Origin of the sequence: Vibrio sp. VP6, from assembly GCF_028823755.1 — a bacterium.
GTDB classification, from domain to species: Bacteria; Pseudomonadota; Gammaproteobacteria; order Enterobacterales; family Vibrionaceae; genus Vibrio; species Vibrio parahaemolyticus.
Genome location: NZ_JAPEID010000015.1, coordinates 34,899 through 61,443, shown reverse-complemented (window position 1 = coordinate 61,443; position 26,545 = coordinate 34,899). Strand labels below are relative to the sequence as shown.

Here is a 26,545-nt window from a genome sequence, read left to right as displayed (position 1 = left end):
TAGAGACGTTATGGATATTGCAAAAATGACTGCTCGCCGTCCGTATATGCTTCGCGCATTTTACGATTGGCTAGTAGACAATGACTTAACTCCCCACTTGGTTGTTGATGCAACTATGCCGGGTGTGCGTGTGCCTGTTGAGTTTGTTCAAGATGGTCAGATTATCTTGAATATTGCTCCTCGTGCCGTTGGTAACTTAGAGTTGGGTAATGATGCGATTACCTTCCATGCTCGTTTTAGTGGCCGACCACACTCAGTGATCGTGCCAGTGTATGCAGTTCAAGCTATTTATGCTCGTGAAAACGGTGCTGGAACAATGTTTGAACCAGAAGAAGCGTACACGCACATCGAAGAAGAAACGATTGAAGAAGAAGATTTGTCACCATCTTTTAAGGCGGTGACGGAAGAAACTTCTGAGGAGATTGGTGCAGAATCCCAAGAGGAAGATGCTCCTCGTCCTAAAGGTCGACCAAGCTTAAGAGTGATTAAGTAAATAAAAAGCAGCGTTAACGCTGCTTTTTTTATACTTCGGTTTCAAGTTTTTCAATATCGTTTAGTCACTGATGGTAAACGTTTCGACATCTGGAGCACTATCATCTTGTGTCTGTGTCTGTGTCTGTGTCTGTGTCTGTGTTGTCACACCGTCGCTAGGTAAATCGACTTTAACTGGTTCTGCGTCTCCGTATTGGAACCCTTTGATCACCTGTTTTACGCCAGAGATATTGCGCGAAATCTCCGTCGCGCGTTCACCTTGCTGAGCGGTTACATAGCCAAACAAAAATACGTCACCATCCTCTGTAATGACTTTGACTTTAACGCCATTGAGGTCCGAGTCGGTTAATAGAGCCGATTTTACCTTGGTTGTGATCCAGCTGTCGTTGCTGATTTGCGTCACGCTCAATGGCTCTTTAGCCTTAATTTGGTTATGAATGGTTTTGACGCCATCAATGGCTCTAGCTCGTTGCTCAATTTGATTAATCAAATCTTGAGTTGGAGCTTGGCCCATTAAAACAACCGTACCATTGTACGAGCTCGCAACAACTCGAACATGCCCTTTAAACGGTTCTTTATTACCGATCGCTGCGACTTCAAATTCAATATTGTTGTCTTGCCAGATCTGCTTCGTGGTGCGAGTATCTGTCACAATATTTGCCGTGGTGGCAGCTCCAGCAATGAACAGTCCTGCACATCCGCTCAAGCTTAAGATGGTACATAAAATGACAAGGCTACGTATCATAATGCTGATTCTCAAATCTGTTATTCTTCGTGAGCAGGGAAAAGTACTTGGTCAATCAAATCGCATAAGCAGTGAAGAGTGACCATATGCACTTCGTGAATGCGAGCCGTGCGATGGGATGGAATACGAATTTCTACATCGTTTTCGCCCAGTAATCCTGCCATCTCACCACCATCTTTACCTGTTAGGGCGATAATGGTCATGTCGCGAGTTACGGCGGCTTCCATCGCTTTGATGATGTTTTTGCTGTTGCCACTGGTAGAAAGAGCCAGAAGAATATCGCCTGGTTGGCCAAATGCACGAACTTGCTTAGAGAAAATCTCTTGATAGTGGTAGTCGTTTGCAACTGCCGTTAGTGTGGTGTTGTCCGCAGTCAGCGCCATAGCGGGAAGGCTAGGGCGCTCGGTCTCAAAGCGATTTAAAAGACAAGAAACAAACTGTTGTGCATTTGAGGCGCTGCCACCGTTGCCGCAGCAAAGAATTTTGTTGCCATTCAGCAAGCTCGAAACCATGGCTTGAGCGGCGTGCGTGATCGCATCAGGCAGAGCTTCTGCGGCTGCGATTTGAATTTGAATACTTTCTGTAAAGCTATCTTTAATGCTGTCTAGCATCGCTTATCCTTCAGATATTGCATTTTGTATCCAGTTGATGTCGCGACCACTGTCATGAATGGCGATGACATCGAACCGATAATCTATGGTGTTCATTGTGCGTTGTTGGCAGAGCCAAACTTGTGCTGTTTTGATCAGTTTGCGCATTTTAGCGTTTGTGACCATTTCTGCCGCTGAGCCAAAATGATCGTTCTTACGATATTTGACTTCAACAAAGACGATAGTTTCATCTTGTTGGAAGATTAAATCAATTTCGCCGAACTTTGTCAGATAATTTTGATCTAAAAAACGCAAACCCTGACGCTGCAGATACTGCTTCGCCAGGGTCTCGTACTGATTACCTATTTGACGCTTACTAAAGAGCCCCACGCTCAGCCCAGCTCAATTCGCGTTGTACAACACAGTTGTTGTCAATGCTTAACGTACCAGTTTGGCCGCTTACTGAGTAACCTGGTACCACTTTCATTTGTGGCAATTCACCGATCAGTTTGTAGGCATCCATCCCTAGAGCTTTTAAGCGTTTTTCCATGTTGGATTGATCTGCCCATAGCTCATTCATTTCAGCGGTCACGATTGGGTCTGGGTTTACTAACAGCGGAATGTCACTGTAGATAATGCCTGTTAAGTCTTCGTACGTCGCACCACCGCTGTTGCTACGAGAGTTCGAGAACAATTTTGGTGGCTTCGCATCTGGGTTAATTGCGACCTCAATGAATGGTTTGATAAGTGTTAGTTCAGAGCTACGAGCGACAATGTAAACTGCGTCCACATCACGACGACTGCGTGGCTGTGTTTCCAACTTAATGCGCATGAGCGATTGCATCTGTGCGATACGCTGTTTGCTCTCTTGTAATCCAAAGACGTCGTTAATGTCTTTTTGTAGCTGGCGCTTATCACCAAAGTAGCTTGTTGCGACTTTGTTTGAGCTGTACTTGCTCCATTCTTCATTGAAAGCTTGCACAACACGCTCACCGTAGCTGCCTTTTGGCGCTAGGATCAGCGGGAAGCTATAGCCTTCGCTAAACAAGTATTTTGCAGCTTGAGCCACTTCTTGCTCTGGTGACAACGCTAGGTAGCAAATGTCGGTACCTGGCTGAACATCTTCAGGAATATTCAACGCCAGTGCGGGAATGGCTGGACTGTTTGCTGAACCATCCATTGTGGTTTGCAATAGTTCGACATTTTCTTTTTGCAGCGGGCCGACAACAAAATCGATGTTTTCGTTGATAAGACGTTGTTTCACTTCATCAGCGCTGTACGCATTCGTATCAATGACGGTAAGCGTTGCGCTTGGATCGCGGTTTCTATCATTCATCATCGCGAATACAAAACCATCGCGGATCAATTGTGCCTGAGGCGCAAACTTACCTGTTAATGGTAACAACAATGCTGTGTTATTTGGTTTTACGATATCAAGTGACAGAATGTTTTGAATTTCTTCTGGTGTATAGATTGCCGCTGGGTGTGACGGGTTCTCGTTCAACCAACGCTCAAGGGTATTTTTTAACTGAGACAGATTGCCGGAGAGCGTTTTTGCGTAAACTGCTAATTGCAACCATCCGTCTAACACGTCTTCGCTGGGTTCAGTTTGTAGCGAAGTCAGTTCATATTCAGAGTAACTGCCAAAGTTCATCCAAATTCGGCTTGAGATTTCGCGTTGCTCTGCTGATGACGCGTATTGACTAAACGCTACCAGTTGGCGGTTGGCTTCAAACGGCTGATTTAGGCTTTGGTAAGCGTCGGCACGTAGAGAGTAGTAATCTTTCCACTGCTCATTTGGTAGCTTCCACCAAGGCTTAAAGTTGAGAAGTTGCAACAACTGAGAGTAATCGCCTTGCTTTTGCTGTATGGTCGCACGCGCCAGTTGCCACTCCGCCTGTTGAACTTCCGTCAATTGTTGGCGAGCCAGACGTTTTATCAGAAGGTCTGCTTGATCCAATTGGTTCGCTTGGATTGCGGCTTTGGTTGCCATGATCAACCAGTCGTTTTGTAAGCTGCCTTCCGTGCTATCAGCTTGAATCATGTAGTTCTGTACCGACTGGGTAGGCTCAAGTGTGACATCTACGCCATCAGGCTGTCTCGGGCCTGAAGAACAGGCGGCGAGCGTAATTGCTAGTGCAACAGGAGTGAGTATGCGTGGTACACTGAGTCTCTTATGGTTAATCATTGCCGTGAGTTCTCTATAATTTTGTACAAAATTGTCTCTATATTAATCGTTGAAGTGATGGTAAACAAATGACAGATAAAAATAAGTTGCCGAATGAGGGGCCAACTCTCTACATCGTACCGACTCCAATCGGAAATTTAGCGGATATCACACAACGTGCTATCGAAGTTCTGTCGAACGTGGACATCATCGCAGCAGAGGATACCCGACATACGGGTAAATTACTGTCTCACTTCAATATCCAAACCAAAACTTTTGCGTTGCATGATCACAATGAGCAACAAAAAGCACAGGTTTTGGTCGAAAAGCTATTGTCAGGTCAGTCTATCGCCTTAGTGTCTGACGCTGGTACACCACTAATCAGCGATCCAGGATACCATCTGGTGACAAAATGTCGTCAAGCGGGCGTAAGAGTTGTGCCTCTTCCTGGTGCGTGTGCAGTTATCACTGCGTTAAGCGCGTCGGGATTGCCGTCAGATCGCTTTAGTTTTGAAGGCTTTCTACCGCCCAAAAGTAAAGGTCGTAAAGATAAATTCTTAGAGATCGCATCGGTAGAGCGCACATGCATTTTTTACGAGTCACCACACCGAATTTTAGACTCGTTACAAGATATGTTAGACGTTCTTGGCCCTGAGCGAGAAGTCGTTCTAGCAAGAGAACTCACTAAAACATTTGAAACCATCCAAGGCATGCCTTTGGGTGAACTCATTGAGTGGGTGAAAAGTGACGATAACCAGCAACGTGGTGAAATGGTGCTTTTGATCCATGGTCATCGTGAAACATCGGATGAGGCATTGCCCGATGAGGCTTTGCGTACTTTGGGTATTCTGACGAAAGAACTGCCTTTGAAGAAAGCGGCAGCGTTGGTGGCAGAAATCCACAATCTGAAGAAGAACGCTCTATACAAATGGGGTTTAGAAAACTTAGATTAAGGGCTGTTTAGATTGAATATTGCAAAGGGTTGATGTGAAAGCATCGACCCTTTTTTATTGTTTACCTTTTGCGTTTTGACTAAAAACTCATCACTCGGTGCATTCATTTCATCATATCTGTGATCTAACTAGACTCTGAAGTGAGAACTCTATACAATCCGCCCTCGGAGCTGACTGGGTAGTCGCTGCTTTGTTGATGTCCTTCGGGAGACTGACGTTGAGGTCCTTCGGGAAACTGACGTTGACGTCCTTCGGGAGACTGATAAAGGGGAGGAAAGTCCGGGCTTCATAGAGCAAGGTGCCAGGTAACGACCGCCGATGGCCCGCAAGGGAACAGGTAAGGGTGAAAGGGTGCGGTAAGAGCGCACCGGACGACTAGTAATAGTTCGTAGCAGGGTAAACTCCACCTGAAGCAAGACCAAATAGGCCTCCACATTGCGTTGCTCGCGTAAGGAGGCGGGTAGGTTGCTCGAGCCAGTGAGTGATTGCTGGCCTAGACGAATGGCTACCGCCGCGCAAGCGGAACAGAACCCGGCTTATGTGTCGGCTCCACCTATTCGAGACCCATCTCTACTTCGGTAGCGATGGGTTTTTTGCATTTAATTGACGCAAACTATGTCATTACCAATAAACTTGGCGTAAATCACGTCTAACTTTAGACTTGTGGTGGCGATGATGTAGGAAATCAGTACACTAAAGAATCGCTTCAAGATCATTCAACGAGAAAGCTATGACCGAAACCTTCCAACATATTTCCGTGTTATTAAATGAATCCATTGATGGCTTGGCTATCAAACCAGATGGTATCTACATTGATGGAACATTTGGCCGAGGCGGTCACAGCCGTACAATTTTATCCAAACTTGGCCCAAATGGCCGACTGTACAGTATTGACCGTGACCCTCAAGCGATTGCGGAAGCAGGCAAAATTGACGACCCTCGTTTTACCATTATTCATGGCCCGTTTTCTGGCATGGCTCAATACGCAGAAGAGTATGACCTAGTTGGTAAAGTAGACGGTGTGTTATTGGATCTTGGTGTGTCTTCGCCTCAGCTGGATGACGCAGAGCGTGGTTTCAGCTTTATGAAAGATGGCCCGCTAGATATGCGCATGGACCCAACTTCAGGCATCCCGGTTTCTCAATGGTTGATGGAAGCGGATCTGGATGACATCACTTGGGTGATTCGTGAATTCGGTGAAGACAAACACGCTCGTCGTATTGCTCGTGCGATTGTGGAATACCGTGAAAACGAAGAGAACGAGCCAATGGTTCGTACTGGTCAGTTGGCAAAACTGATCTCTGAAGCAGCACCAAAAAGTTTTAAAGAGAAAAAGCACCCAGCGACGCGTGCTTTCCAAGCGTTCCGTATTTACATCAACAGTGAGCTAGAAGAAATTGATACTGCGCTGAAAGGCGCGGCTCGTATTTTAGCTCCTGAAGGTCGTTTATCTGTCATCAGTTTCCATTCGTTGGAAGACCGCATGGTAAAACGCTTTATCCGCAAAGAAAGTAAAGGTCCTGAGGTTCCACATGGGATTCCTTTGACGGAAGCGCAAATCAAAGAGCTTGGCAGCGCAAACATGAAAACTGTTGGCAAAGCGATAAAACCGAGCAAACAAGAAATTGACATGAACCCTCGTTCGCGCAGTTCTGTGCTAAGAATTGCTGAAAAGCTTTAATTATTATGACGAAACCCACTCCCAACCTTGCTAAGTTGATCGCCACGGATTTAATTACCGTTGGTCGCTGGTCATTACTATTGTTGCTATTGATCATGGCATCAGCAATGGGAGTGGTATTTGCTACCCACCATGCGCGTCAAGCGATCACTGAAAAAGATCACACTCTGGTTGAGCGCGAGCGATTAGATAGCGAATGGCGCAACCTGATGTTGGAAGAAACCGCCTTAGCAGAACACAGTCGAGTGCAAGATCTTGCGAAAAAGGATCTTGAAATGAAACGACCTGACGGCGATAAAGAAGTGGTTATCACGCTAAAATGATAAGAAAGAAAACCAACGCTAAACAAGGAAATAAGCGTAAGTCTTCTGCGAAACCCAAAGCCGCAGTAAACGACACCAAAACCGCACCGAAAGCAGCGAAAGTAGAAGTAGAGCCATCATTTTTGATTCGCTGGCGCTTCCATTTATTGCTGTTTTTTGTTTTCTGCGCCTTTGCGCTTCTTGTCGCTCGTGTGGCCTACATTCAAATCATCGAGCCGGATAATCTCATTAAGCAGGGCGATCTACGTTCGATTCGTGTTAAGTCTATCCCGTCTGCACGAGGCATTATTTCTGATCGCAATGGTGAACCTTTAGCGGTGAGTGTGCCTGTTGAAGCGGTTTGGGCCGATCCAGCCACCATTTTTAAAGAAAATGCGCTAAGTCAGAAACAAAACTGGTATGCCTTAGCAGATGTGTTAGGTGTGGAGCGCCAAGGCCTGATTGACAAAATCAAGCGCAACGAAAAGCGTCGCTTTATTTACCTGCAGCGCCAGGTGAGCCCAGCGATGGCAAACTACATTCGTGAACTGAAGCTACCAGGTATTGGTCTTAAGTCGGAGTCTCGTCGTTATTACCCGGCTGGTGAAGTCAGTGCGCACCTTGTCGGTGTGACAGGCATTGATGGTCATGGCCTAGAGGGGGTTGAGCGCAGTTACGATGAATGGCTAACCGGTGAAGAAGGTAAAAAGACCATTCGTAAAGACCGCTACGGCCGTGTCGTTGAAAACATCGCTTGGCAAGACAAACAAGAAGGCAAGTCGTTGCAGCTGACCATTGACCAGCGTTTGCAGGCTATCGCTTACCGAGCCATCAAACAGGCGGTTGCCGATCACCGTGCAACCTCTGGCTCCGTGGTGATGCTGGATGTAAAAACGGGTGCCGTTTTGGCGATGGTTAATGCTCCGTCATACAACCCAAATAACCGCACGGATTGGCAAAGTTATAAGATGCGTAACCGTGTGATCACGGACTCAATGGAGCCCGGCTCGACCATTAAGCCTTTCGTTATTTTAGCCGCCTTAGAAAATGGAGTGGCGGATAAAGATACTATCGTTGATACCGGTAATGGCGTGCTTCGATTGGGCGGTAGCCGAGTCAGGGACGTTTCGTGGGTAGGCAAAGCTAGTCTGTCTATGATTCTGAAAAAATCGAGTAACATCGGTGTGACCAAACTTGTGATGCAAATGCCTGTTGAGGCGCTGCTTGGCTTGTACAGTTCGGTGGGTTTTGGGGAACTTTCTGGTTTGAACTTAGTTGGCGAAGTGACTGGTATCTTCCCAACTCGAACGCGTTGGTCTCCCATTGAACGTGCAACCATTGCGTTTGGTTATGGTCTGTCTATCACGCCGATTCAGCTTGCACATGCGTATGCAACGTTAGGGAACCTTGGCAAGTACGAGCCGATTCATATTATCGAGAGTAATGACCGTGATATGTCTCGTCAGGTAGTAAGCAAGGAAAATGCGCGTCTTGTGCTTGATATGCTTGAGACCGTAACTCAAAAAGGCGGTTCGGCTCGTCGTGCAGCCGTTCCGGGGTATCGAGTTGGTGCTAAAACGGGTACGTCTCGAAAAGCATCGGCGGGTGGTTATAGTGATGAATACATCACTTATACCGCAGGTCTAGCACCAGTGAGCGACCCACGAATTGCGTTGGTGGTAATTGTGAATGAACCGCAAGGTGATGATTACTACGGTGGTTCGGTCGCGTCCCCTGTCTTTTCTGAAATTATGAAAGGTGCACTGCAAATCCTGAACGTCGCACCTGATGAAAACAAATTCCAGCAGTAGGCGATGTAGCCTGCTGCAAAGCACTTTAAGAAAACCTGAGCCAAAGCTCGGAGAACAATTATGACTAAAGCCATCAGTATGGACGCGCTGCTTTCCCCTTGGGTGGATTGCCCTAGTTTGGCGTCCGTTCTCGTTTCAGAACTAGAACTTGATAGTCGCAAAGTTCAACCAGGTACAACTTTTGTCGCTCTTGTCGGCCATGTGGTAGATGGACGTAAGTTCATTGCCTCTGCGATTGAAAAAGGCGCCAATGCGGTGATTGCCCAGGCTTGTGATGTGAAAGCGCATGGCACAATCGACATCATCGATGATATTCCGGTGGTTTATCTCGATGCGCTTGATAAATGTTTATCTGAAATTGCCGGCCAGTTGTACACCTATCCTGATATGAAGTTGATTGGTGTGACAGGTACAAACGGTAAAACTACCATCACCCAGCTTATCGCGCAGTGGATTGGATTAGTTGGCTCAAAAGCAGCAGTGATGGGCACCACAGGTAATGGTTTCTTAGATGATTTAAAAGAAGCGGCGAACACCACAGGAAACGCGGTGGAAATCCAGCATACGCTTGCTGCTTTGGCCGAACACCAAGCGCAATATACGGCGTTAGAAGTGTCTTCTCATGGCTTGATCCAAGGCCGCGTTAAATCCCTTTCCTTTGCTGCTGGCGTATTTACCAACTTGAGCCGAGACCATCTTGATTATCACGGTACGATGGAAGAGTACGCCAACGCCAAACTAACGCTGTTTACCCAGCATCAATGTGATCAAGCAATCATCAATGTTGATGACGAAGTTGGCGCTGCGTGGGCGAAACAACTGACGAATGCGATTGCCGTTTCTCTTGCTCCTACAACTGAGTTTGAACACGCGCTGTGGGCGAGCCAAGTGGCTTATGCTGAATCCGGTATTACGATTCGTTTTGATGGTCAGTTTGGCGAAGGTACGCTGCATGCGCCGTTGATTGGTGAATTCAACGCAGCCAACTTAATGCTGGCATTTGCGACCTTATTGAGCCTTGGTTTTGATAAGAGCGATTTGCTAGCGACGGCTGCTCAATTGCAGCCGGTGTTAGGCCGAATGGAGCTATTCCAAGCTGAGAATCGCGCCAAAGTTGTGGTCGATTACGCTCACACGCCTGATGCGCTTGAAAAAGCGTTGCAAGCACTGCGCGTGCATTGTGACGGACAGCTTTGGGCTATTTTCGGTTGTGGTGGCGATCGCGATGCGGGTAAGCGTCCGATGATGGCAGAAATCGCTGAGCGTTTGGGTGACAAAGTCGTCTTGACCGATGATAACCCGCGCAGTGAAGACCCTGTATTCATCGTCAAAGATATGCTTGCTGGCCTATCCAAACCAGCAGAAGCGATTGTCCAGCATGATCGCTTTAAAGCGCTTTCTTACGCGTTAGAAAACGCTGCGCCTCAAGACATTATCTTGCTGGCAGGTAAGGGCCACGAAGACTACCAAATTCGTAACGGCGAAACGATTCATTATTCCGACCGCGAATCCGCAATGCAGCTTTTAGGATTGTCCTCATGATCAAGGTTACTTTATCTCAAATTGCAGAAATCACTGGCGGAGCGTTATTCGGTAACGATCTGACTATCGACGCAGTGTCCACTGACACGCGAACGATCGACAATGGTGCGCTGTTTGTTGCGCTTGTCGGTGAACGATTCGATGCTCATAATTTTTGTCAGCAAGCATTTGAAGCGGGGGCTGGTGCTTTATTGGTTGAAAAGCGTCTTGATGTGAATGCGCCGCAAGTCGTGGTATCGGATACCAAAATCGCACTGGGCGAGTTAGCTTCTTGGGTGCACCATTCTTGCCAAACGCCTACCGTTGCAATAACTGGCAGCTGTGGAAAGACCACGGTGAAAGAGATGGTTGCCAGCATTCTTCAGCAAAAAGGCAACGTGTTGTTCACGGCAGGTAACTTCAATAATGATATTGGTGTTCCGCTGACCTTGCTTCGTTCTCAGCAAGATGACGATTACGCGGTGATTGAGCTAGGCGCAAACCATATTGGTGAAATTGCTTACACTACGCAGCTTGTGAAACCGGATATCGCGCTGGTAAACAATGTTGCGGCGGCGCATTTGGAAGGCTTTGGTTCTATTGAGGGGGTAAAGCAAGCCAAAGGTGAAATCTATCAAGGGTTACAGGCTGGTGGCATTGCCATCGTCAATCTCGATAGTAACGGTGACGCGCTGTGGCAATCGGTTCTTGCAGATAAAAAAGTGATCACTTTCTCGCATAATAATTCGCAAGCGGACTTTTACGCATCGAACGTGACAATGAATGAGGAAGGTAAAGCGAGCTTTACTTTGCATATTTCATCAGATTCGCGAGAAATTGAACTGTCACTTGGTATTATTGGTCAACATAACGTTGCAAATGCTATTGCGGCCTCAATCATTGCGCTACACATGGGGGCAACCGTTGAAGAGATTCAGTTTGGTCTTTTAAACCTTAACAAAGTAAAAGGCCGAGTGGATGTGGAGCAACTCAGCTCGACGCTCAAGCTGATCGATGACAGCTACAATGCAAGCGTACCTGCGATGAAAGCGGCGGTTGATTTGCTTGGGGCGTTTCGCGGTCAGCGCTGGTTGATTTTAGGCAATATGGCGGAATTGGGTGAGGAAAGTCTTGCACTTCACCGTCAAGTCGGGGAACATGCTGCCCCACAAAAATTTGAACATGTTCTCACATATGGTGCAGACGCAAAGATCATTAGCGAGCTTTGCCATGGCATTCACTTTGAGACACATCAAGAGATGATTGACTACATCAAGCAGCATCTAGACCAAACCGTTTCTGACCAACACACTATTTTGGTTAAAGGCGCGAACGGTGCACGTATGTTTGAAGTCGCTGCTGCTTTGAAGGAGTATTTTTAATGATTATTTGGCTTGCCGAGCTGCTACAGCCATACCTGTCTTTTTTCCGATTGTTTGAATATCTGTCTTTTCGAGCAATTCTCAGTGTACTTACTGCCCTAGGTCTTTCTCTTTGGATGGGACCTATCATGATCAAGCGTTTGCAAATGCTTCAAATTGGTCAGGTCGTACGTAACGAAGGCCCTGAATCTCACTTTAGCAAGCGTGGTACTCCTACTATGGGCGGTATCATGATTTTGGCGGCTATTTCGATCACGATTCTATTGTGGACTGATTTATCCAACCCTTATGTTTGGGCGGTACTGACGGTGTTGCTAGGTTATGGCGCTGTTGGCTTTGTCGATGATTATCGTAAAGTGGTGCGTAAAAACACCGATGGTTTGATCGCGCGTTGGAAGTATTTCTGGCAGTCTTTGATCGCATTTGTTGTGGCATTTGCTCTATACGCTTATGGTAAAGACACAGCAGCGACGCAGCTTGTCGTACCATTCTTTAAAGATGTGATGCCACAGCTTGGTCTGATGTACATCATTCTGACTTACTTCGTGATTGTTGGCACCAGTAATGCGGTAAACCTCACTGATGGTTTAGATGGTTTGGCTATCATGCCGACGGTACTGGTTGCTGCAGGCTTTGCCGTTATCGCTTGGGCGACTGGTAACGTTAACTTTTCTGAATATCTGCACATCCCATATCTACCGCACGCCTCTGAGCTTGTTGTGGTATGTACGGCGATTGTGGGCGCGGGTCTTGGATTCTTATGGTTCAACACCTATCCAGCACAAGTATTTATGGGTGACGTAGGCTCTCTTGCGCTAGGTGGTGCACTAGGCACTATCGCTGTTTTGGTTCGTCAAGAATTGGTGCTGGTTATCATGGGGGGGGTGTTTGTAATGGAAACACTGTCTGTAATCCTCCAAGTCGGTTCATACAAGCTGCGCGGTCAACGCATTTTCCGCATGGCACCAATTCATCATCACTACGAATTAAAAGGTTGGCCAGAACCTCGTGTAATCGTGCGTTTCTGGATAATTTCTATGGTTCTTGTTCTGATTGGTCTTGCGACATTGAAAGTGCGTTAAAGGCACTTTCCAAGAACAAGCAATACAGTGTGATCACATATGGAACGTTGGCAAAACATACATAACGTTGTCGTCGTAGGGCTCGGTATTACCGGGCTCTCTGTCGTTAAACACCTCCGAAAAACTCAGCCGCAATTGACGGTTAAAGTTATTGATACGCGTGACAATCCGCCAGGCGCCGAGCGTCTGCCTGAACAGGTTGAACTACACCGTGGTGGTTGGAATACCCAGTGGCTTGCAGAGGCGGACTTGGTGGTGACCAACCCTGGTATTGCGTTAGCGACACCAGAGATACAAACGGTGCTAGCGAAAGGCACGCCTGTCGTGGGGGACATCGAGTTGTTTGCTTGGGCTGTGAATAAACCAGTGGTGGCCATCACTGGTTCAAACGGCAAGAGCACGGTGACAGATTTAACTGGTGTGATGGCAAAAGCGGCAGGATTGACGGTGGGTGTCGGCGGTAACATTGGCGTGCCTGCACTGGAGCTGCTTGAGCAAGATGCGGATTTGTATGTACTGGAACTTTCAAGTTTTCAGTTGGAAACGACGTCGAGTTTGAAACTCAAAGCGGCGGCATTTCTTAACCTTTCCGAAGATCATATGGATCGCTACGAAGGTATGGCAGATTATCGCGCTGCTAAGCTGCGTATTTTTGATCATGCAGAGTTAGCTGTAGTTAACCGTGATGATCAAGAGACGTACCCAGAGGTTGAGATGCCCGTGGTTACGTTTGGCAGCGATGAGCAAGCTTACGGCCTTGAAGTCGATGGTTCTCGCACATGGTTACTTGATCATTGTCAGCGCGTTATCGCCAGCGATGAATTGAAACTTGTCGGCAAACATAACTTAGCGAACGCTCTCGTCGTGTTGGCTCTGCTCAAAGCTGCAGGTGTTGATTACCACAACGCTTTGAATGCACTTAAAAATTACACTGGACTGACACACCGATGCCAGGTGGTTGCGGATAATCGTGGCGTAAAATGGGTGAATGACTCTAAAGCAACTAATATCGCAAGCACTATGGCTGCGCTATCAGGATTAGAGTCGACCGGTAAACTTTATCTGCTCGTTGGTGGTGTCGGTAAAGGCGCGGACTTCACGCCATTAAAACCGATCTTTGCAACGCTTAACCTACAACTGTGCTGTTTTGGTCTAGACGGTGATGATTTTATGCCACTACATGAGTCAGCAATCCGTTTCAACACCATGGAAGATGTGATTCAACAAATATCTTCGCAGTTAAAATCTGGTGATATGGTGATGCTGTCTCCCGCATGTGCTAGCTTTGATCAATTCGACAATTTTATGGCAAGAGGCGATGCATTTGCTGTTCTTGCTCAGAAATATGCATAACTAAAGGTTACTCGTTTCGTGGGTTTAAGTAACGTTAAACACAACATTGGTAATTGGCTTAAACATCCAGCGCCAGAAGCGTTGTTTGATCGCCAGTTGGTGTGGATTGCGTTGGGTTTGATGTTGACTGGTTTGATTATGGTGACCTCTGCGTCTTTCCCAATCAGCTCACGATTGACCGATCAGCCGTTCCACTTCATGTTCCGTCATGCCACCTTCTTAGTGTTGGCGATCGGGACCTCTGCGGTGATACTTCAAGTACCTTTAGAGCAATGGTTTAAGAAAAGTCATTACTTGCTTTGGGTCTCCTTCGCACTGCTGATTGTGGTACTTCTTGCCGGTAAGTCAGTAAACGGCGCCTCTCGTTGGATTCCGCTTGGTCTGTTCAACTTACAGCCTGCCGAAGTTGCGAAGCTATCGCTGTTCATCTTCATGTCCGGTTATTTAGTCCGTAAGCAAGATGAAGTGCGCCAGACCTTCTTTGGCGGCTTTATGAAGCCAATCATGGTGTTTGCTTTCTTCGCCGTCTTGTTACTTGGTCAGCCGGACTTGGGTACCGTCGTTGTAATGCTGGTTACTCTGTTTGGCATGTTATTTATCGCGGGCGCGAAGCTAACCCAGTTCCTGGCCCTGATGATTGCAGGTATTGGCGCTGTCGTCGGTTTGATCTTGGTAGAACCGTACCGTATGCGCCGTGTTACTTCGTTTCTTGACCCATGGGAAGATCCGTTCGGTAGCGGCTATCAGTTGACTCAATCTTTGATGGCGTTTGGGCGCGGAGAATGGTTTGGTCAAGGGTTAGGGAACTCAATTCAAAAACTGGAATATTTACCAGAAGCGCACACCGACTTTGTATTTGCGGTATTGGCTGAAGAGCTTGGTTTCGTCGGTGTTGTTTTAGTGCTGATGTTGATTTTTAGCTTGGTACTTAAAGCTGTGTATATCGGCAAACGTGCTTTTGAAGAAGGCGAGATGTTTGGTGGTTACTTAGCGTTTGGTATTGGTATTTGGTTTGCGTTTCAAACCATGGTCAATGTGGGCGCAGCCGCTGGTATTGTTCCAACCAAAGGTTTGACGCTTCCACTAATCAGTTATGGTGGTTCCAGTCTGATTATTATGTCCGTTGCAGTGTCCATATTGCTGCGTATCGATCACGAATGCCGCTTGAAACGCGCGCAACAACAATCAGAACAACAGACGAATGAAACAGAATAAACGTTTGATGGTGATGGCTGGTGGTACCGGCGGTCACGTATTCCCAGGTTTGGCAGTTGCAAAGCAGCTTCAAGAACAAGGTTGGGAGATCCGTTGGTTAGGCACAGCGGATCGAATGGAAGCCGATTTGGTGCCAAAGCATGGTATTGAGATCGACTTTATCAAAGTAAAAGGTCTGCGAGGCCAAGGCGTTAAACGTCTTTTAGCTGCCCCTTTTCAAATTATTAATGCCATCATGCAAGCGCGAGCGCACATGAAGCGCTGGCAGCCGGATGCCGTTTTAGGTATGGGCGGCTATGTGAGTGGTCCGGGTGGTATCGCGGCTTGGTTAAGCGGTATCCCGGTTGTTCTACACGAACAAAACGCGGTTGCAGGTTTAACAAATCAATGGCTATCAAAGATCGCTAAGAAAGTCTTTCAAGCGTTTCCCGGCGCATTTCCTTCTGCGGCGGTTGTCGGTAACCCAGTACGTGAAGATGTGACTCAACTTGAAGAGCCGTCAGTACGTATGCAAGATCGCCAGGATCCTATTCGAATCTTGGTGATGGGCGGAAGCCAGGGTGCGCGTATTCTTAATCAAACATTGCCAGCGGTGATGGCAAACTTGGGACAAGACTACTGTATTCGTCATCAAGCAGGTAAAGGCGCAGCGCAAGAAGTGCAAGCCGCTTATCAAGCGAACAATGTTGCTAATGCAGAAGTGACCGAGTTTATTGATGATGTTGCACAAGCGTATGCGTGGGCAGATCTGCTAGTGTGCCGTTCTGGCGCATTGACGGTATCTGAAGTCTCAGCAGCAGGTGTAGGCGCGATTTTTATCCCGTTCATGCATAAAGACCGTCAACAGGCACTGAATGCCGACCACTTAGTGGAATGCGGTGCTGCGAAGATGATTGAACAACCTGATTTAACCGTGGAGTCTTTGACTCAACAGATCCAACAATTGGATCGCCAAGCTTTACTTTCAATGGCTCAAAAGGCACGCAGTGCCGCAAAATTAGATGCTGACAAAGTTGTCGCACAAGCCATTGTCGCTTTGACCGAAAAGCGTTAACGAATTATTGAGAATCGAATTAATGACTATCCAACATACACAAGACTTAGCTCAGATTCGCGCGATGGTACCAGAAATGCGTCGCGTGAAATGCATCCACTTCATCGGTATCGGTGGTGCGGGCATGAGCGGCATTGCTGAAGTTCTTCTAAACGAAGGTTATGAAATCACGGGTTCAGACTTGTCTGAAAACCCAGTAACCGAGCGCTTAGTGTCGAAAGGGGCAACCGTATTTATTGGTCACCAAGCAAGTAATGTCGAAAAGGCTAGTGTGGTAGTCGTTTCCACCGCGATTAACGAAGAAAACCCTGAAGTCATGGCGGCTCGTGAATTGCGTATTCCTATTGTTCGCCGAGCAGAAATGCTGGCTGAACTGATGCGATTCCGTCATGGTATCGCTGTTGCGGGTACACATGGTAAAACCACCACCACAGCACTAGTCACACAAATCTATTCCGAAGCAGGCCTTGATCCAACGTTTGTAAACGGCGGTCTAGTAAAGAGCGCGGGCACAAATGCGCGCTTGGGCTCTAGCCGTATTCTGATTGCAGAAGCGGATGAGAGCGACGCTTCTTTCTTGCACCTGCAACCTATGGTAAGCATTGTTACCAACATTGAAGCTGACCACATGGATACCTACGGTGGTGACTTCGAAACGTTGAAACAAACCTTCATTGATTTTCTTCACAACCTGCCGTTTTATGGCCAAGCCATTGTCTGTATCGATGATCCAGTGATTCGTGAGTTGATTCCGCGTATTAGCCGTCAAGTGATCACCTACGGCTTTTCTGACGATGCGGACGTACGTATCGAAAATTATCATCAAGAAGGTCAGCAAGGTAAATTTACAGTAGTACGTAAAGGTCGAGCTAACCTCGATATCACGCTAAACATTCCAGGCCGTCACAATGCGTTGAACGCATCAGCAGCAATAGCGGTCGCAACGGAAGACGACATTGAAGATGACGCGATTCTAAAAGCGATGGCGGGCACTCAAGGTACTGGCCGTCGTTTTGATCACCTTGGTGAGTTTGATACAGGTAACGGTCATGCGATGTTAGTCGATGATTACGGTCATCACCCAACGGAAGTTGACGTCACCATTAATGCAGCACGCAGTGGTTGGCAAGATAAGCGATTGGTTATGATTTTCCAACCACATCGTTACAGTCGCACTCGTGACCTTTACGATGATTTTGCAAACGTGCTTGAGCAGGTTGATGTATTGATCATGCTTGACGTGTATGCCGCGGGTGAAAAACCGATTGCCGGCGCGGATGGACGCTCTTTGTGCCGTACGATTCGCAGCCGAGGTAAAGTAGATCCGATTTTTGTTCCAGAAATCGAGCAATTACCATCAGTTTTGGCTAACGTTATACAAGACGGCGACCTAATTTTAACGCAAGGTGCTGGTGATGTTGGTAAAGTTGCCAAACAGCTGGCTAATCTTGAGTTAAATATAAACAAGATGCTTGGATAAGTCAGAGTGATGACGCAAAGGACAGATAAGACTCAGATCTCGATTTTGCGTCAAGATCGTTGTGATTTATTGTTATCAGTGTTTGATAGTTTACAAGAGCTCAGTATAATCCCAAGGTTAAAGTCAATACTTTTGCCGATACGATATTATGCGGTGAAAAGTACACGACAAAAGTCAGGAAACGAAGACGTTGTTGAATATTGCACTTAATGAAGAGCGACTAAACACGGACAATAACCGTGGTCGCCAAGATAAAATCTTGGGTGCGCTATTTTTCGTTGTGGTTGTGACCTTAATTAGTTCTGTTTTGTACTCGGCGATCAGTTGGATGTGGGATGACCAAAGGTTACCTCTCTCCAAAATAGTGCTTCAAGGTAAATTGGAGTACGTCAAAGCTGACGATGTTCAGGCTGCATTTAGTCGAATAGATCACATCGGTACATTCATGTCTCAGGATATTGATGTATTACAGCAAAGTGTTGAAGCATTGCCGTGGGTTGCTCATGCAGCGATTCGCAAGCAGTGGCCCGATACAGTAAAAGTTTTCTTAACAGAGCATCAACCCGAAGCCATTTGGAATGGCAACGAACTGTTAGATAAAAACGGTTTGGTTTTCGATGGTGATGTTGCTTTGTTAAAGGACGAGAAAGTTAAGTTGTATGGACCCAAAGACACTGGCCCGGAAGTGTTACAAACTTACCGCGAACTGAGTCCTAAGTTTCAACAATTGGGTTTAGCGATATCGTCTCTGGTGTTAAACGAGCGACGAGCTTGGCAAATCATCCTAGATAACGGTATTCGATTAGAGCTTGGTAAAGAGTCTCTTCTTGAGCGTATAGAGCGTTTTTTTTCGCTCTATAACAAGCTTGGCAGTGACACGCAACGAATCAGTTATATCGATCTCAGGTACGATACAGGAGCCGCAGTCGGTTGGTTTCCTGAAGAAGAGTTAGAAGAGAGTACAGATGACTAAGGCCGCAGATGACAACATTATTGTTGGTCTTGATATAGGCACTGCAACCGTATCAGCTCTAGTGGGTGAGATTCTACCTGATGGCCAAATTAATATTATTGGTGCGGGTAGTAGCCCTTCGCGTGGCATGGATAAAGGTGGCGTGAATGACTTGGAGTCGGTTGTAAAATCAGTACAACGTGCAATTGATCAAGCTGAGCTAATGGCCGAGTGCCAAATCAGCCGAGTCTTCATTTCGTTGTCTGGTAAGCATATCGCAAGCCGAATTGAAAAAGGCATGGGTACCATATCAGACGAGGAAGTTTCTCAAGAAGATATGGACAGAGCGATCCATACCGCGAAATCAATTAAAATCGGTGATGAACAGCGAATCCTTCACGTGATTCCTCAAGAGTTCACCATCGACTATCAAGAAGGGATCAAAAACCCTCTTGGTTTATCAGGGGTAAGAATGGAAGTCAGTGTCCATCTTATCTCGTGTCATAATGACATGGCACGCAATATTATTAAGGCAGTAGAGCGCTGCGGCCTTAAAGTAGAGCAACTTGTGTTTTCAGGGCTTGCTGCAAGTAATGCGGTAATCACCGAGGATGAAAGAGAGCTCGGAGTTTGTGTGGTAGATATTGGCGCCGGCACGATGGATGTGGCTATCTGGACTGGTGGTGCGTTACGTCACACAGAAGTATTTTCGTACGCAGGAAATGCTGTAACGAGCGATATTGCTTTTGCTTTTGGTACGCCAGTGAGCGATGCTGAAGAAATAAAAGTCAAATATGGCTGTGCTTTGAGTGAACTGGTCAGTAAGGATGACACGGTTAATGTCCCAAGCGTAGGAGGACGTCCTTCACGTAGTCTACAGCGTCAGACTTTATCTGAAGTGATTGAGCCACGATACTCTGAGCTTATGGGATTAGTTAACCAAACTATCGACTCTGTACAAGCGAAACTGCGCGAAGAGGGCATTAAGCACCATCTTGCTGCGGGTGTAGTTCTAACCGGCGGTGCTGCGCAAATTGACGGAGTAGTAGAATGTGCGGAGCGCGTATTCCGCAATCAAGTAAGGGTCGGCAAACCGCTCGAAGTCAGCGGACTAACTGACTATGTAAAAGAGCCGTACCATTCTACGGCAGTTGGATTACTTCATTACGCAAGAGACATGCAGTCTAGCGACGATAGCGATTACAATGAACCTAAACGCTCATCTGTTACTGGCTTTTTCGATAAATTGCGTAATTGGATACAAAAAGAGTTTTAACCTGAGTTGCAGGATAAACGGAGACAACACATGTTTGAACCGATGATGGAAATGTCTGACGATGCAGTAATCAAGGTCGTTGGAGTTGGTGGCGGCGGTGGAACACATGGTGCGTGAATCCATCGAAGGTGTGGAATTCATCAGCGTCAACACTGATGCGCAAGCACTTCGTAAGACAAGCGTTGGCAATGTCATTCAGATTGGTGGTGATATCACTAAAGGTCTGGGTGCAGGTGCGAATCCACAAGTTGGCCGTGAGGCAGCTCTCGAAGACAGAGATAGAATTAAAGATTCCCTAACTGGTGCCGATATGGTGTTTATCGCAGCTGGTATGGGCGGTGGTACAGGTACTGGTGCAGCACCTGTTATTGCTGAAGTGGCGAAAGAGCTAGGTATTCTGACTGTAGCGGTTGTAACAAAACCGTTCAGCTTTGAAGGCAAAAAGCGTTTAGCGTTTGCTGAGCAAGGCATCGATGAGTTATCTAAGCACGTTGACTCGTTAATTACGATTCCAAACGAGAAGCTACTTAAAGTTCTTGGTCGTGGCGTAACATTGCTTGAAGCATTTGCGAGTGCGAATGACGTTCTTAAGAATGCAGTTCAAGGTATCGCCGAGCTAATCACTCGCCCTGGTATGATCAACGTCGACTTTGCAGACGTACGTACAGTGATGTCTGAAATGGGTCACGCGATGATGGGTAGTGGTATTGCGAAAGGTGAAGACCGAGCTGAAGAAGCGGCTGAGATGGCAATTTCTAGCCCACTTCTAGAAGATATCGATCTTGCTGGTGCTCGCGGTGTTCTTGTTAACATCACTGCTGGTCTGGACATGCGTCTTGATGAGTTTGAGACAGTTGGTAACACAGTGAAGGCATTTGCATCTGACAATGCGACCGTGGTTATCGGTACTTCTCTAGACCCAGATATGACAGATGAAATCCGTGTGACTGTAGTTGCGACAGGTATTGGCAATGAAAGAAAGCCAGATATCACGCTAGTCGCTGGTGGTAAAGCAAAAGTAGCTTCGGCTCCTCAAGCTCAGCCACAACAAGTTGCGGCAACGCAAGCTGAAGAAAAGCCGGCACAAACTTTGCAAAATCAAGTGCAAGAGAAGCCACAGGTAACTCCTCAGCCGACAAACACAGTTTCTTCTTCTCCTGCCGCGGGCCAAAGCTCAGCAGCACCAAAGCAAGAGAAAGAAAGCGGTTACTTAGATATCCCGGCATTTTTACGTCGTCAGGCTGATTAATCTTTAACCCATAAATTTGACATGGCTCAAAATTATGGTAGCATTCACGGTCGACGTTACAGACGACCGTGTTTTGTAGCATATTTTAGAGAGGCAAGCAGATGATCAGACAACGTACTCTGAAAGAAATAGTGAAAACTACTGGTGTGGGTCTCCACTCTGGTCGTAAAGTCACGCTTACTCTGCGCCCGGCTGCTGCAAACACAGGTATTATTTACCGTCGTACAGATGTAAATCCACCTGTAGATTTTCCAGCTGATCCAGCTTCTGTTCGTGACACTATGCTTTGTACTGCGTTAGTGAACGACGAAGGTGTGCGTATTTCAACGGTTGAACACTTGAACGCTGCACTTGCAGGTATGGGCATCGACAACATTATTGTTGAAGTTGACGCACCTGAAATCCCAATTATGGATGGTAGCGCAAGCCCGTTCGTTTACCTGCTTCAGCAAGCGGGTATCGAAATGCAAAACGTCCCTAAGCGTTTTATCCGCATTAAAAAGCCAGTTCGTTTTGAAGATGGCGATAAGTGGGCAGAATTTGTCCCATTTAACGGCTTCCGTATGGACTTCGAAATTGACTTTAACCACCCTGCGATTGAATCAGACGAGCAGCGCCTGCTGTTTGATTTCTCATCTCAAGGTTTCGTTCGCGAAATTTCTCGTGCACGTACGTTTGGCTTTATGCGTGATATCGAGTACCTACAATCTCAAAACCTAGTTTTGGGTGGTAGTTTCGATAATGCTATCGTATTGGACGATTACCGAATTCTGAACGAAGAAGGTCTGCGCTTTGAGAACGAGTTTGTTACTCACAAGGTGTTAGATGCAATTGGCGATCTTTACATGTGTGGTCATCCAATTATTGGTGAATTCCGTGCTTATAAATCAGGTCACGGTTTAAACAACCAACTTCTACGCGCAGTATTGGCGGATCAAGAAGCATGGGAATGGACAACTTTCGAAGAAGAAGTCGGTTCTCCAGTCGCTTTTGCAGAGCCAAACATGGTGCTAGCATAAGTTAGTCAAAGAATATTAAAAACCAGGTTTCGACCTGGTTTTTTTCTATCTAAATTTTACCGAACTTGATGATGGTGGATGGTTATTGGCTAGATTTTTCTGCCATATCTGCGAGCCTTTTTAGTCGCTCTTGGATTTTTGGTGGGGCCATATCAGCGATGGTCATCAGTGATTGAGCTGCTGACTCAGTGAGTGGCGGGCGTTTTGGCCTATCGTCTTTCTCGTATCGATTACGATAAAGTGAAGGGTTGATCCGAACGTCGACACTTATCAATTTTGCATAACCTTGTGTGCGCAGTTTGTTTAAGATCATTAGACGATCGTAGTCGATCTTCATTTTGATGGCCGCGCTAGATACGTCTATCAGAAGATGGCCATTGCGAATATTTGCAACTCGGCAATGATCTGCCGTCCCTTTTGGTAAAATTGTTTGTAGAGCTTGGTTAAGCTGCAAGATTTCTCCGGCATGTTCTTGAATTTGCTTAAATTGAGACTCAGCAATTACATCCTCTGTCGAGGTTGGTCGATGATCACGCATAGGTAAAATCTAATTTTGTTGAGATATGACTATTCTAGAGCAGCTTTCTCACTAGGTATAGTTTACATTAACGTCTTTAGCCTCAGTTTTACAATGGAGATGGATTGAACGTGGTAAAGTCCTGTTTTTGCCAAGTTTCGTCGTGTAGCAGCTAATAATATTGGCTAATCCATCACCACTTTACCTAAAAATTTCAGAGTGCTTCAAACAAATACGTCTATTTATGGTTGTATCGATGAAAAATCCTTACACTAAGCCACATTGTTTCGAAACTTAGCCTTGAAATATGAATGTTTGAACTCAATATCTTTGATAAATGATTTATCTCAGTATTCTTAGTTCCAAACTGGCAGAGACTGAAGGCATTACGAGTAGATCGGGAACGGTCTGATTAAAGAGAGATTCACGAAAAATGATAACTAAGCTACTGACAAAAGTAATTGGCAGTCGCAACGACCGAACACTGCGCCGCCTTAGAAAAATTGTAAAAGAGATCAATAACTACGAACCAACATTTGAAGCACTTTCAGATGAAGAGCTTAAAGCGAAAACTGTTGAGTTCCGTGAGCGCCTAGAGCAAGGCGAAACTCTTGATAAGCTACTTCCAGAAGCTTTTGCTACTGTTCGTGAAGCGTCTAAACGTGTATACGGTATGCGTCACTTCGACGTGCAGCTCATCGGCGGTATGGTGCTAAATGCAGGCCAAATCGCAGAGATGCGCACGGGTGAAGGTAAAACTTTAACGGCAACTCTTCCTGCTTACCTAAATGCACTTCCTGGTAAAGGCGTACACGTTGTTACGGTCAACGACTACCTCGCTAAACGTGATGCGGAGACAAACCGTCCGCTATTTGAATTCTTAGGTATGACGGTGGGTGTTAACGTGCCGAACATGCCTCCTCAAGCGAAAAAAGAAGCGTACCAAGCTGATATTCTATACGGAACAAACAACGAGTTTGGTTTCGATTACTTGCGCGACAACATGGCTTTCCGCAATGAAGACCGTGTTCAGCGCGAACGTTTCTTTGCTGTGGTAGATGAGGTGGACTCAATCCTTATCGATGAAGCTCGTACTCCTTTGATCATCTCTGGTCCAGCAGAAGACAGTTCAGAACTTTACACTCGAATCAACCTGCTTATCCCACACCTACAGAAGCAAGATAAAGAAGATTCTGAAGAGTATCGTGGCGATGGTCACTACACTGTTGATGAAAAATCAAAACAAGTTCACTTGACTGAAACGGGTCAAGAATACGTAGAAGAGCTATTGGTTAAAAATGGTTTGATGGAAGAAGGTGATACATTGTACTCACCAGCGAACATCAGCTTGCTTCACCACGTAAATGCTGCTCTACGAGCACATGTGCTGTTTGAGCGTAATGTGGATTACATCGTTAACGATGACGGCGAAGTTGTGATCGTTGATGAACACACTGGTCGTACAATGCCAGGTCGTCGTTGGTCAGAAGGTCTTCACCAAGCTGTCGAAGCGAAAGAAGGCGTTAAGATCCAAAACGAAAACCAAACGCTAGCCTCTATCACATTCCAGAATTACTTCCGTCTATACGAGAAACTGTCTGGTATGACTGGTACAGCGGATACTGAAGCGTTTGAGTTCCAATCTATTTATGGCTTGGAAACTGTTGTTATTCCAACCAACAAACCAATGATTCGTAACGATATGCCGGATGTGGTGTATCGTACCGAAGCGGAGAAGTTTGCTGCAATCATTGAAGATATCAAAGAGCGCGTTGCGAAAGGTCAGCCAACATTGGTTGGTACAGTATCGATTGAAAAATCAGAACTACTCTCCAACGCCTTGAAGAAAGCGAAGATCAAACACAACGTTTTGAACGCTAAGTTCCATGAGAAAGAAGCGGAAATCGTTGCTGAAGCGGGTATGCCAGGTGCGGTAACTATCGCAACAAACATGGCGGGTCGTGGTACAGATATCGTGCTAGGTGGTAGCTGGCAAGCAAAAGTTGAATCACTACAAGATCCAACGAAAGAGCAAATCGACGCAATCAAAGCTGAGTGGAAAAAAGTTCACGATCAAGTTTTAGATGCTGGTGGTCTGCACATCATCGGTACTGAGCGTCATGAATCTCGTCGTATCGATAACCAGTTACGTGGCCGTTCTGGTCGTCAAGGTGATGCGGGTTCATCTCGTTTCTACCTATCGATGGAAGACTCACTGCTGCGTATCTTCACTTCAGATCGTATGGCAAGCTTGATTCAAAGCGGTATGGAAGAAGGCGAAGCAATCGAATCTAAGATGTTGTCTCGTTCTATTGAAAAAGCACAACGCAAAGTGGAAGGTCGCAACTTCGACATCCGTAAACAGCTTCTTGAATACGATGACGTGGCGAACGATCAACGTAAAGTAGTTTACGAACTGCGTGATGAGCTCATGAACGTTGACGATATCAGCGACATGATTGAACAAAACCGTGAAGATGTGCTCACAGCGATCATCGACGAATACATTCCACCACAATCTCTAGAAGACATGTGGGATGTGGAAGGTCTTCAAGAACGTTTGAAAGCTGATTTCGATCTAGACGCGCCAATCAAGCAATGGCTTGAGGAAGACGACAAACTGTACGAAGAAGCGCTGCGCGAGAAGATTATCAGCCTAGCCGTTGAAGTATACAAAGCGAAAGAAGAAGTTGTGGGTGCACAAGTGCTTCGTAACTTCGAAAAATCAGTGATGCTTCAAACACTCGATACGCTTTGGAAAGAGCATCTGGCGGCGATGGATCATCTGCGTCAAGGTATCCACCTACGTGGCTACGCACAAAAGAACCCGAAACAAGAGTACAAACGTGAATCGTTTGAATTGTTTGAAGGTTTACTTGAAGCGCTGAAGACTGACGTTATTACTGTTCTGTCTCGTGTTCGCGTTCAACAGCAAGAAGAGGTTGAGCGTATGGAAGAGCAACGTCGTGCACAAGCAGAAGAAGCTGCTCGTCGTGCGCAGGCTCAGCATGCAGCTGCGGAAAATCAGTTGGCTGATGAAGACTCTGAGGGCTCAAATCAACCTGTTGTTCGTGATGAGCGTAAAGTAGGTCGAAACGAACCTTGTCCATGTGGTAGTGGCAAGAAATACAAGCAGTGTCACGGTCAGATCAATTAATCTAACTTGATAACTTAATAAGAAAGAGTCGCTTAGGCGGCTCTTTTTGTATCGATAGATCCTAGGTAAATATCCATGAAAAGAATTCACATTGTTGCAGCGATCATTTTCAATCAAGATAAGTCGCAAATCTTTATTACTAAACGTCCTGATGATAAACACAAAGGTGGTTTTTGGGAGTTTCCGGGCGGTAAAGTCGAGCTAGGAGAAACAGTTGAACAAGCGATGGTTCGTGAGCTTGAAGAGGAAGTGGGGATTCGAGTGATTGAACAAGCACCGTTTGAACACCTTGAATACGATTACCCAGATAAGTCACTAAAATTTGATTTTATTACCGTCTCTCAGTTCGAGAATGAACCTTATGGTCGAGAAGGTCAAGAAGGGCGCTGGGTCGCAGTTGGTGAATTAGTGGATTACACCTTCCCTGAAGCGAACGTGCCTATCTTACAACGTGTCGTAAAAGAGTTTGCTTAAGCCCAATGAACGTGCTTGTGGTTAACACAGTATGTTGTTAGTTTAAAAAGATTCAGCGAAACGAAAGAGAACG

The 26,545-nt window shown here is 46.3% G+C and carries 22 protein-coding genes, 1 other RNA gene and 1 pseudogene; 19 read left to right on the top strand and 5 right to left on the bottom strand.

Annotated elements, in window-relative coordinates; all coding sequences use genetic code 11:
* Nucleotides 1-10: 10 nt before the first annotated feature.
* Nucleotides 11-493, top strand: a complete 483-nt coding sequence (gene sspB / locus OU793_RS11735) for a ClpXP protease specificity-enhancing factor (RefSeq protein ID WP_053320559.1) — start codon at nucleotides 11-13, stop codon at nucleotides 491-493.
* Nucleotides 494-553: 60 nt separating this feature from the next.
* Here the strand turns inward: sspB and OU793_RS11730 are convergent, their stop codons facing one another.
* The 4 genes from OU793_RS11730 to OU793_RS11715 are packed head-to-tail and all read right to left on the bottom strand — an operon-like array spanning nucleotide 554 to nucleotide 4,015.
* Nucleotides 554-1,237 (bottom strand): BON domain-containing protein, encoded by a 684-nt coding sequence (locus OU793_RS11730; protein WP_159404177.1) that lies wholly within the window; start codon nucleotides 1,235-1,237, stop codon nucleotides 554-556.
* A gap of 20 nt (nucleotides 1,238-1,257) precedes the next feature.
* Nucleotides 1,258-1,848 (bottom strand): phosphoheptose isomerase, encoded by a 591-nt coding sequence (locus tag OU793_RS11725; protein ID WP_005458175.1) that lies wholly within the window; start codon nucleotides 1,846-1,848, stop codon nucleotides 1,258-1,260.
* Between the two features lie 3 nt (nucleotides 1,849-1,851).
* The gene (locus tag OU793_RS11720) at nucleotides 1,852-2,217 is read right to left on the bottom strand and encodes a YraN family protein (RefSeq protein WP_025534742.1); all 366 of its coding nucleotides are present in this window, start codon (nucleotides 2,215-2,217) and stop codon (nucleotides 1,852-1,854) included.
* Nucleotides 2,204-4,015, bottom strand: a complete 1,812-nt coding sequence (locus OU793_RS11715) for a penicillin-binding protein activator (protein WP_005458195.1) — start codon at nucleotides 4,013-4,015, stop codon at nucleotides 2,204-2,206. Before OU793_RS11715 ends, OU793_RS11720 begins: the two co-directional genes overlap by 14 nt.
* Nucleotides 4,016-4,083: 68 nt before the next feature.
* On the opposite strand from OU793_RS11715, the gene rsmI reads away from it, so the two are divergent.
* The 16 genes and pseudogenes from rsmI to lpxC all read left to right on the top strand — a co-directional run bounded on the left by rsmI (nucleotide 4,084) and on the right by lpxC (nucleotide 22,324).
* A complete protein-coding gene (gene rsmI, locus OU793_RS11710; protein WP_005497083.1) occupies nucleotides 4,084-4,947 on the top strand; it encodes a 16S rRNA (cytidine(1402)-2'-O)-methyltransferase in 864 nt (287 codons plus the stop codon).
* Between the two features lie 166 nt (nucleotides 4,948-5,113).
* An RNA gene (gene rnpB, locus OU793_RS11705) (RNase P RNA component class A) lies at nucleotides 5,114-5,502 on the top strand.
* 175 nt (nucleotides 5,503-5,677) lie between these two features.
* On the top strand, nucleotides 5,678-6,628 hold the full coding sequence (gene rsmH / locus OU793_RS11700) for a 16S rRNA (cytosine(1402)-N(4))-methyltransferase RsmH (protein ID WP_005458168.1): 951 nt from the start codon (nucleotides 5,678-5,680) through the stop codon (nucleotides 6,626-6,628).
* A 5-nt stretch (nucleotides 6,629-6,633) separates the two neighbouring features.
* Entirely contained in the window at nucleotides 6,634-6,951 is a 318-nt protein-coding gene (gene ftsL / locus OU793_RS11695; protein WP_005458197.1) for a cell division protein FtsL, read from the top strand.
* Entirely contained in the window at nucleotides 6,948-8,741 is a 1,794-nt protein-coding gene (locus OU793_RS11690; RefSeq protein ID WP_159404176.1) for a penicillin-binding transpeptidase domain-containing protein, read from the top strand. The genes ftsL and OU793_RS11690 overlap by 4 nt, the downstream gene beginning before the upstream one ends.
* A 60-nt stretch (nucleotides 8,742-8,801) precedes the next feature.
* Complete coding sequence (gene murE, locus OU793_RS11685; protein ID WP_042772547.1) at nucleotides 8,802-10,283, top strand: UDP-N-acetylmuramoyl-L-alanyl-D-glutamate--2,6-diaminopimelate ligase; 1,482 nt, start codon at nucleotides 8,802-8,804, stop codon at nucleotides 10,281-10,283.
* Nucleotides 10,280-11,644: a UDP-N-acetylmuramoyl-tripeptide--D-alanyl-D-alanine ligase gene (gene murF, locus OU793_RS11680; protein ID WP_159404175.1), complete on the top strand. Its 1,365-nt coding sequence runs from the start codon at nucleotides 10,280-10,282 to the stop codon at nucleotides 11,642-11,644. The genes murE and murF overlap by 4 nt, the downstream gene beginning before the upstream one ends.
* The gene (gene mraY, locus OU793_RS11675) at nucleotides 11,644-12,726 is read left to right on the top strand and encodes a phospho-N-acetylmuramoyl-pentapeptide-transferase (protein ID WP_005458164.1); all 1,083 of its coding nucleotides are present in this window, start codon (nucleotides 11,644-11,646) and stop codon (nucleotides 12,724-12,726) included. The genes murF and mraY overlap by 1 nt, the downstream gene beginning before the upstream one ends.
* Nucleotides 12,727-12,765: 39 nt before the next feature.
* On the top strand, nucleotides 12,766-14,079 hold the full coding sequence (murD, locus tag OU793_RS11670; RefSeq protein WP_140103141.1) for a UDP-N-acetylmuramoyl-L-alanine--D-glutamate ligase: 1,314 nt from the start codon (nucleotides 12,766-12,768) through the stop codon (nucleotides 14,077-14,079).
* Nucleotides 14,080-14,097: 18 nt separating this feature from the next.
* Nucleotides 14,098-15,294, top strand: a complete 1,197-nt coding sequence (gene ftsW / locus OU793_RS11665; protein ID WP_140103140.1) for a cell division protein FtsW — start codon at nucleotides 14,098-14,100, stop codon at nucleotides 15,292-15,294.
* Complete coding sequence (murG, locus tag OU793_RS11660) at nucleotides 15,281-16,348, top strand: undecaprenyldiphospho-muramoylpentapeptide beta-N-acetylglucosaminyltransferase (protein ID WP_042772545.1); 1,068 nt, start codon at nucleotides 15,281-15,283, stop codon at nucleotides 16,346-16,348. The genes ftsW and murG overlap by 14 nt, the downstream gene beginning before the upstream one ends.
* A gap of 22 nt (nucleotides 16,349-16,370) precedes the next feature.
* Nucleotides 16,371-17,828: a UDP-N-acetylmuramate--L-alanine ligase gene (gene murC, locus OU793_RS11655; protein WP_005497094.1), complete on the top strand. Its 1,458-nt coding sequence runs from the start codon at nucleotides 16,371-16,373 to the stop codon at nucleotides 17,826-17,828.
* Between the two features lie 190 nt (nucleotides 17,829-18,018).
* A complete protein-coding gene (locus tag OU793_RS11650; RefSeq protein WP_005489880.1) occupies nucleotides 18,019-18,801 on the top strand; it encodes a cell division protein FtsQ/DivIB in 783 nt (260 codons plus the stop codon).
* The gene (gene ftsA / locus OU793_RS11645) at nucleotides 18,794-20,056 is read left to right on the top strand and encodes a cell division protein FtsA (protein ID WP_005458184.1); all 1,263 of its coding nucleotides are present in this window, start codon (nucleotides 18,794-18,796) and stop codon (nucleotides 20,054-20,056) included. The genes OU793_RS11650 and ftsA overlap by 8 nt, the downstream gene beginning before the upstream one ends.
* 30 nt (nucleotides 20,057-20,086) lie before the next feature.
* Nucleotides 20,087-21,305: pseudogene (ftsZ, locus tag OU793_RS11640) on the top strand (cell division protein FtsZ).
* Between the two features lie 101 nt (nucleotides 21,306-21,406).
* Nucleotides 21,407-22,324 (top strand): UDP-3-O-acyl-N-acetylglucosamine deacetylase, encoded by a 918-nt coding sequence (gene lpxC / locus OU793_RS11635; RefSeq protein WP_005461213.1) that lies wholly within the window; start codon nucleotides 21,407-21,409, stop codon nucleotides 22,322-22,324.
* A gap of 82 nt (nucleotides 22,325-22,406) precedes the next feature.
* Here the strand turns inward: lpxC and OU793_RS11630 are convergent, their stop codons facing one another.
* On the bottom strand, nucleotides 22,407-22,862 hold the full coding sequence (locus OU793_RS11630; protein WP_005461181.1) for a DUF721 domain-containing protein: 456 nt from the start codon (nucleotides 22,860-22,862) through the stop codon (nucleotides 22,407-22,409).
* Nucleotides 22,863-23,274: 412 nt separating this feature from the next.
* Here OU793_RS11630 and secA point away from each other — a divergent pair, with 412 nt between their 5' ends.
* Together secA and mutT are read left to right on the top strand one after the other, a co-directional pair.
* Nucleotides 23,275-25,998, top strand: coding sequence for a preprotein translocase subunit SecA (gene secA, locus OU793_RS11625; protein WP_140103138.1), 2,724 nt, complete (start codon nucleotides 23,275-23,277; stop codon nucleotides 25,996-25,998).
* 75 nt (nucleotides 25,999-26,073) lie between these two features.
* A complete protein-coding gene (gene mutT / locus OU793_RS11620; protein ID WP_025507171.1) occupies nucleotides 26,074-26,472 on the top strand; it encodes an 8-oxo-dGTP diphosphatase MutT in 399 nt (132 codons plus the stop codon).
* The last annotated feature ends 73 nt before the right edge of the window (nucleotides 26,473-26,545 follow it).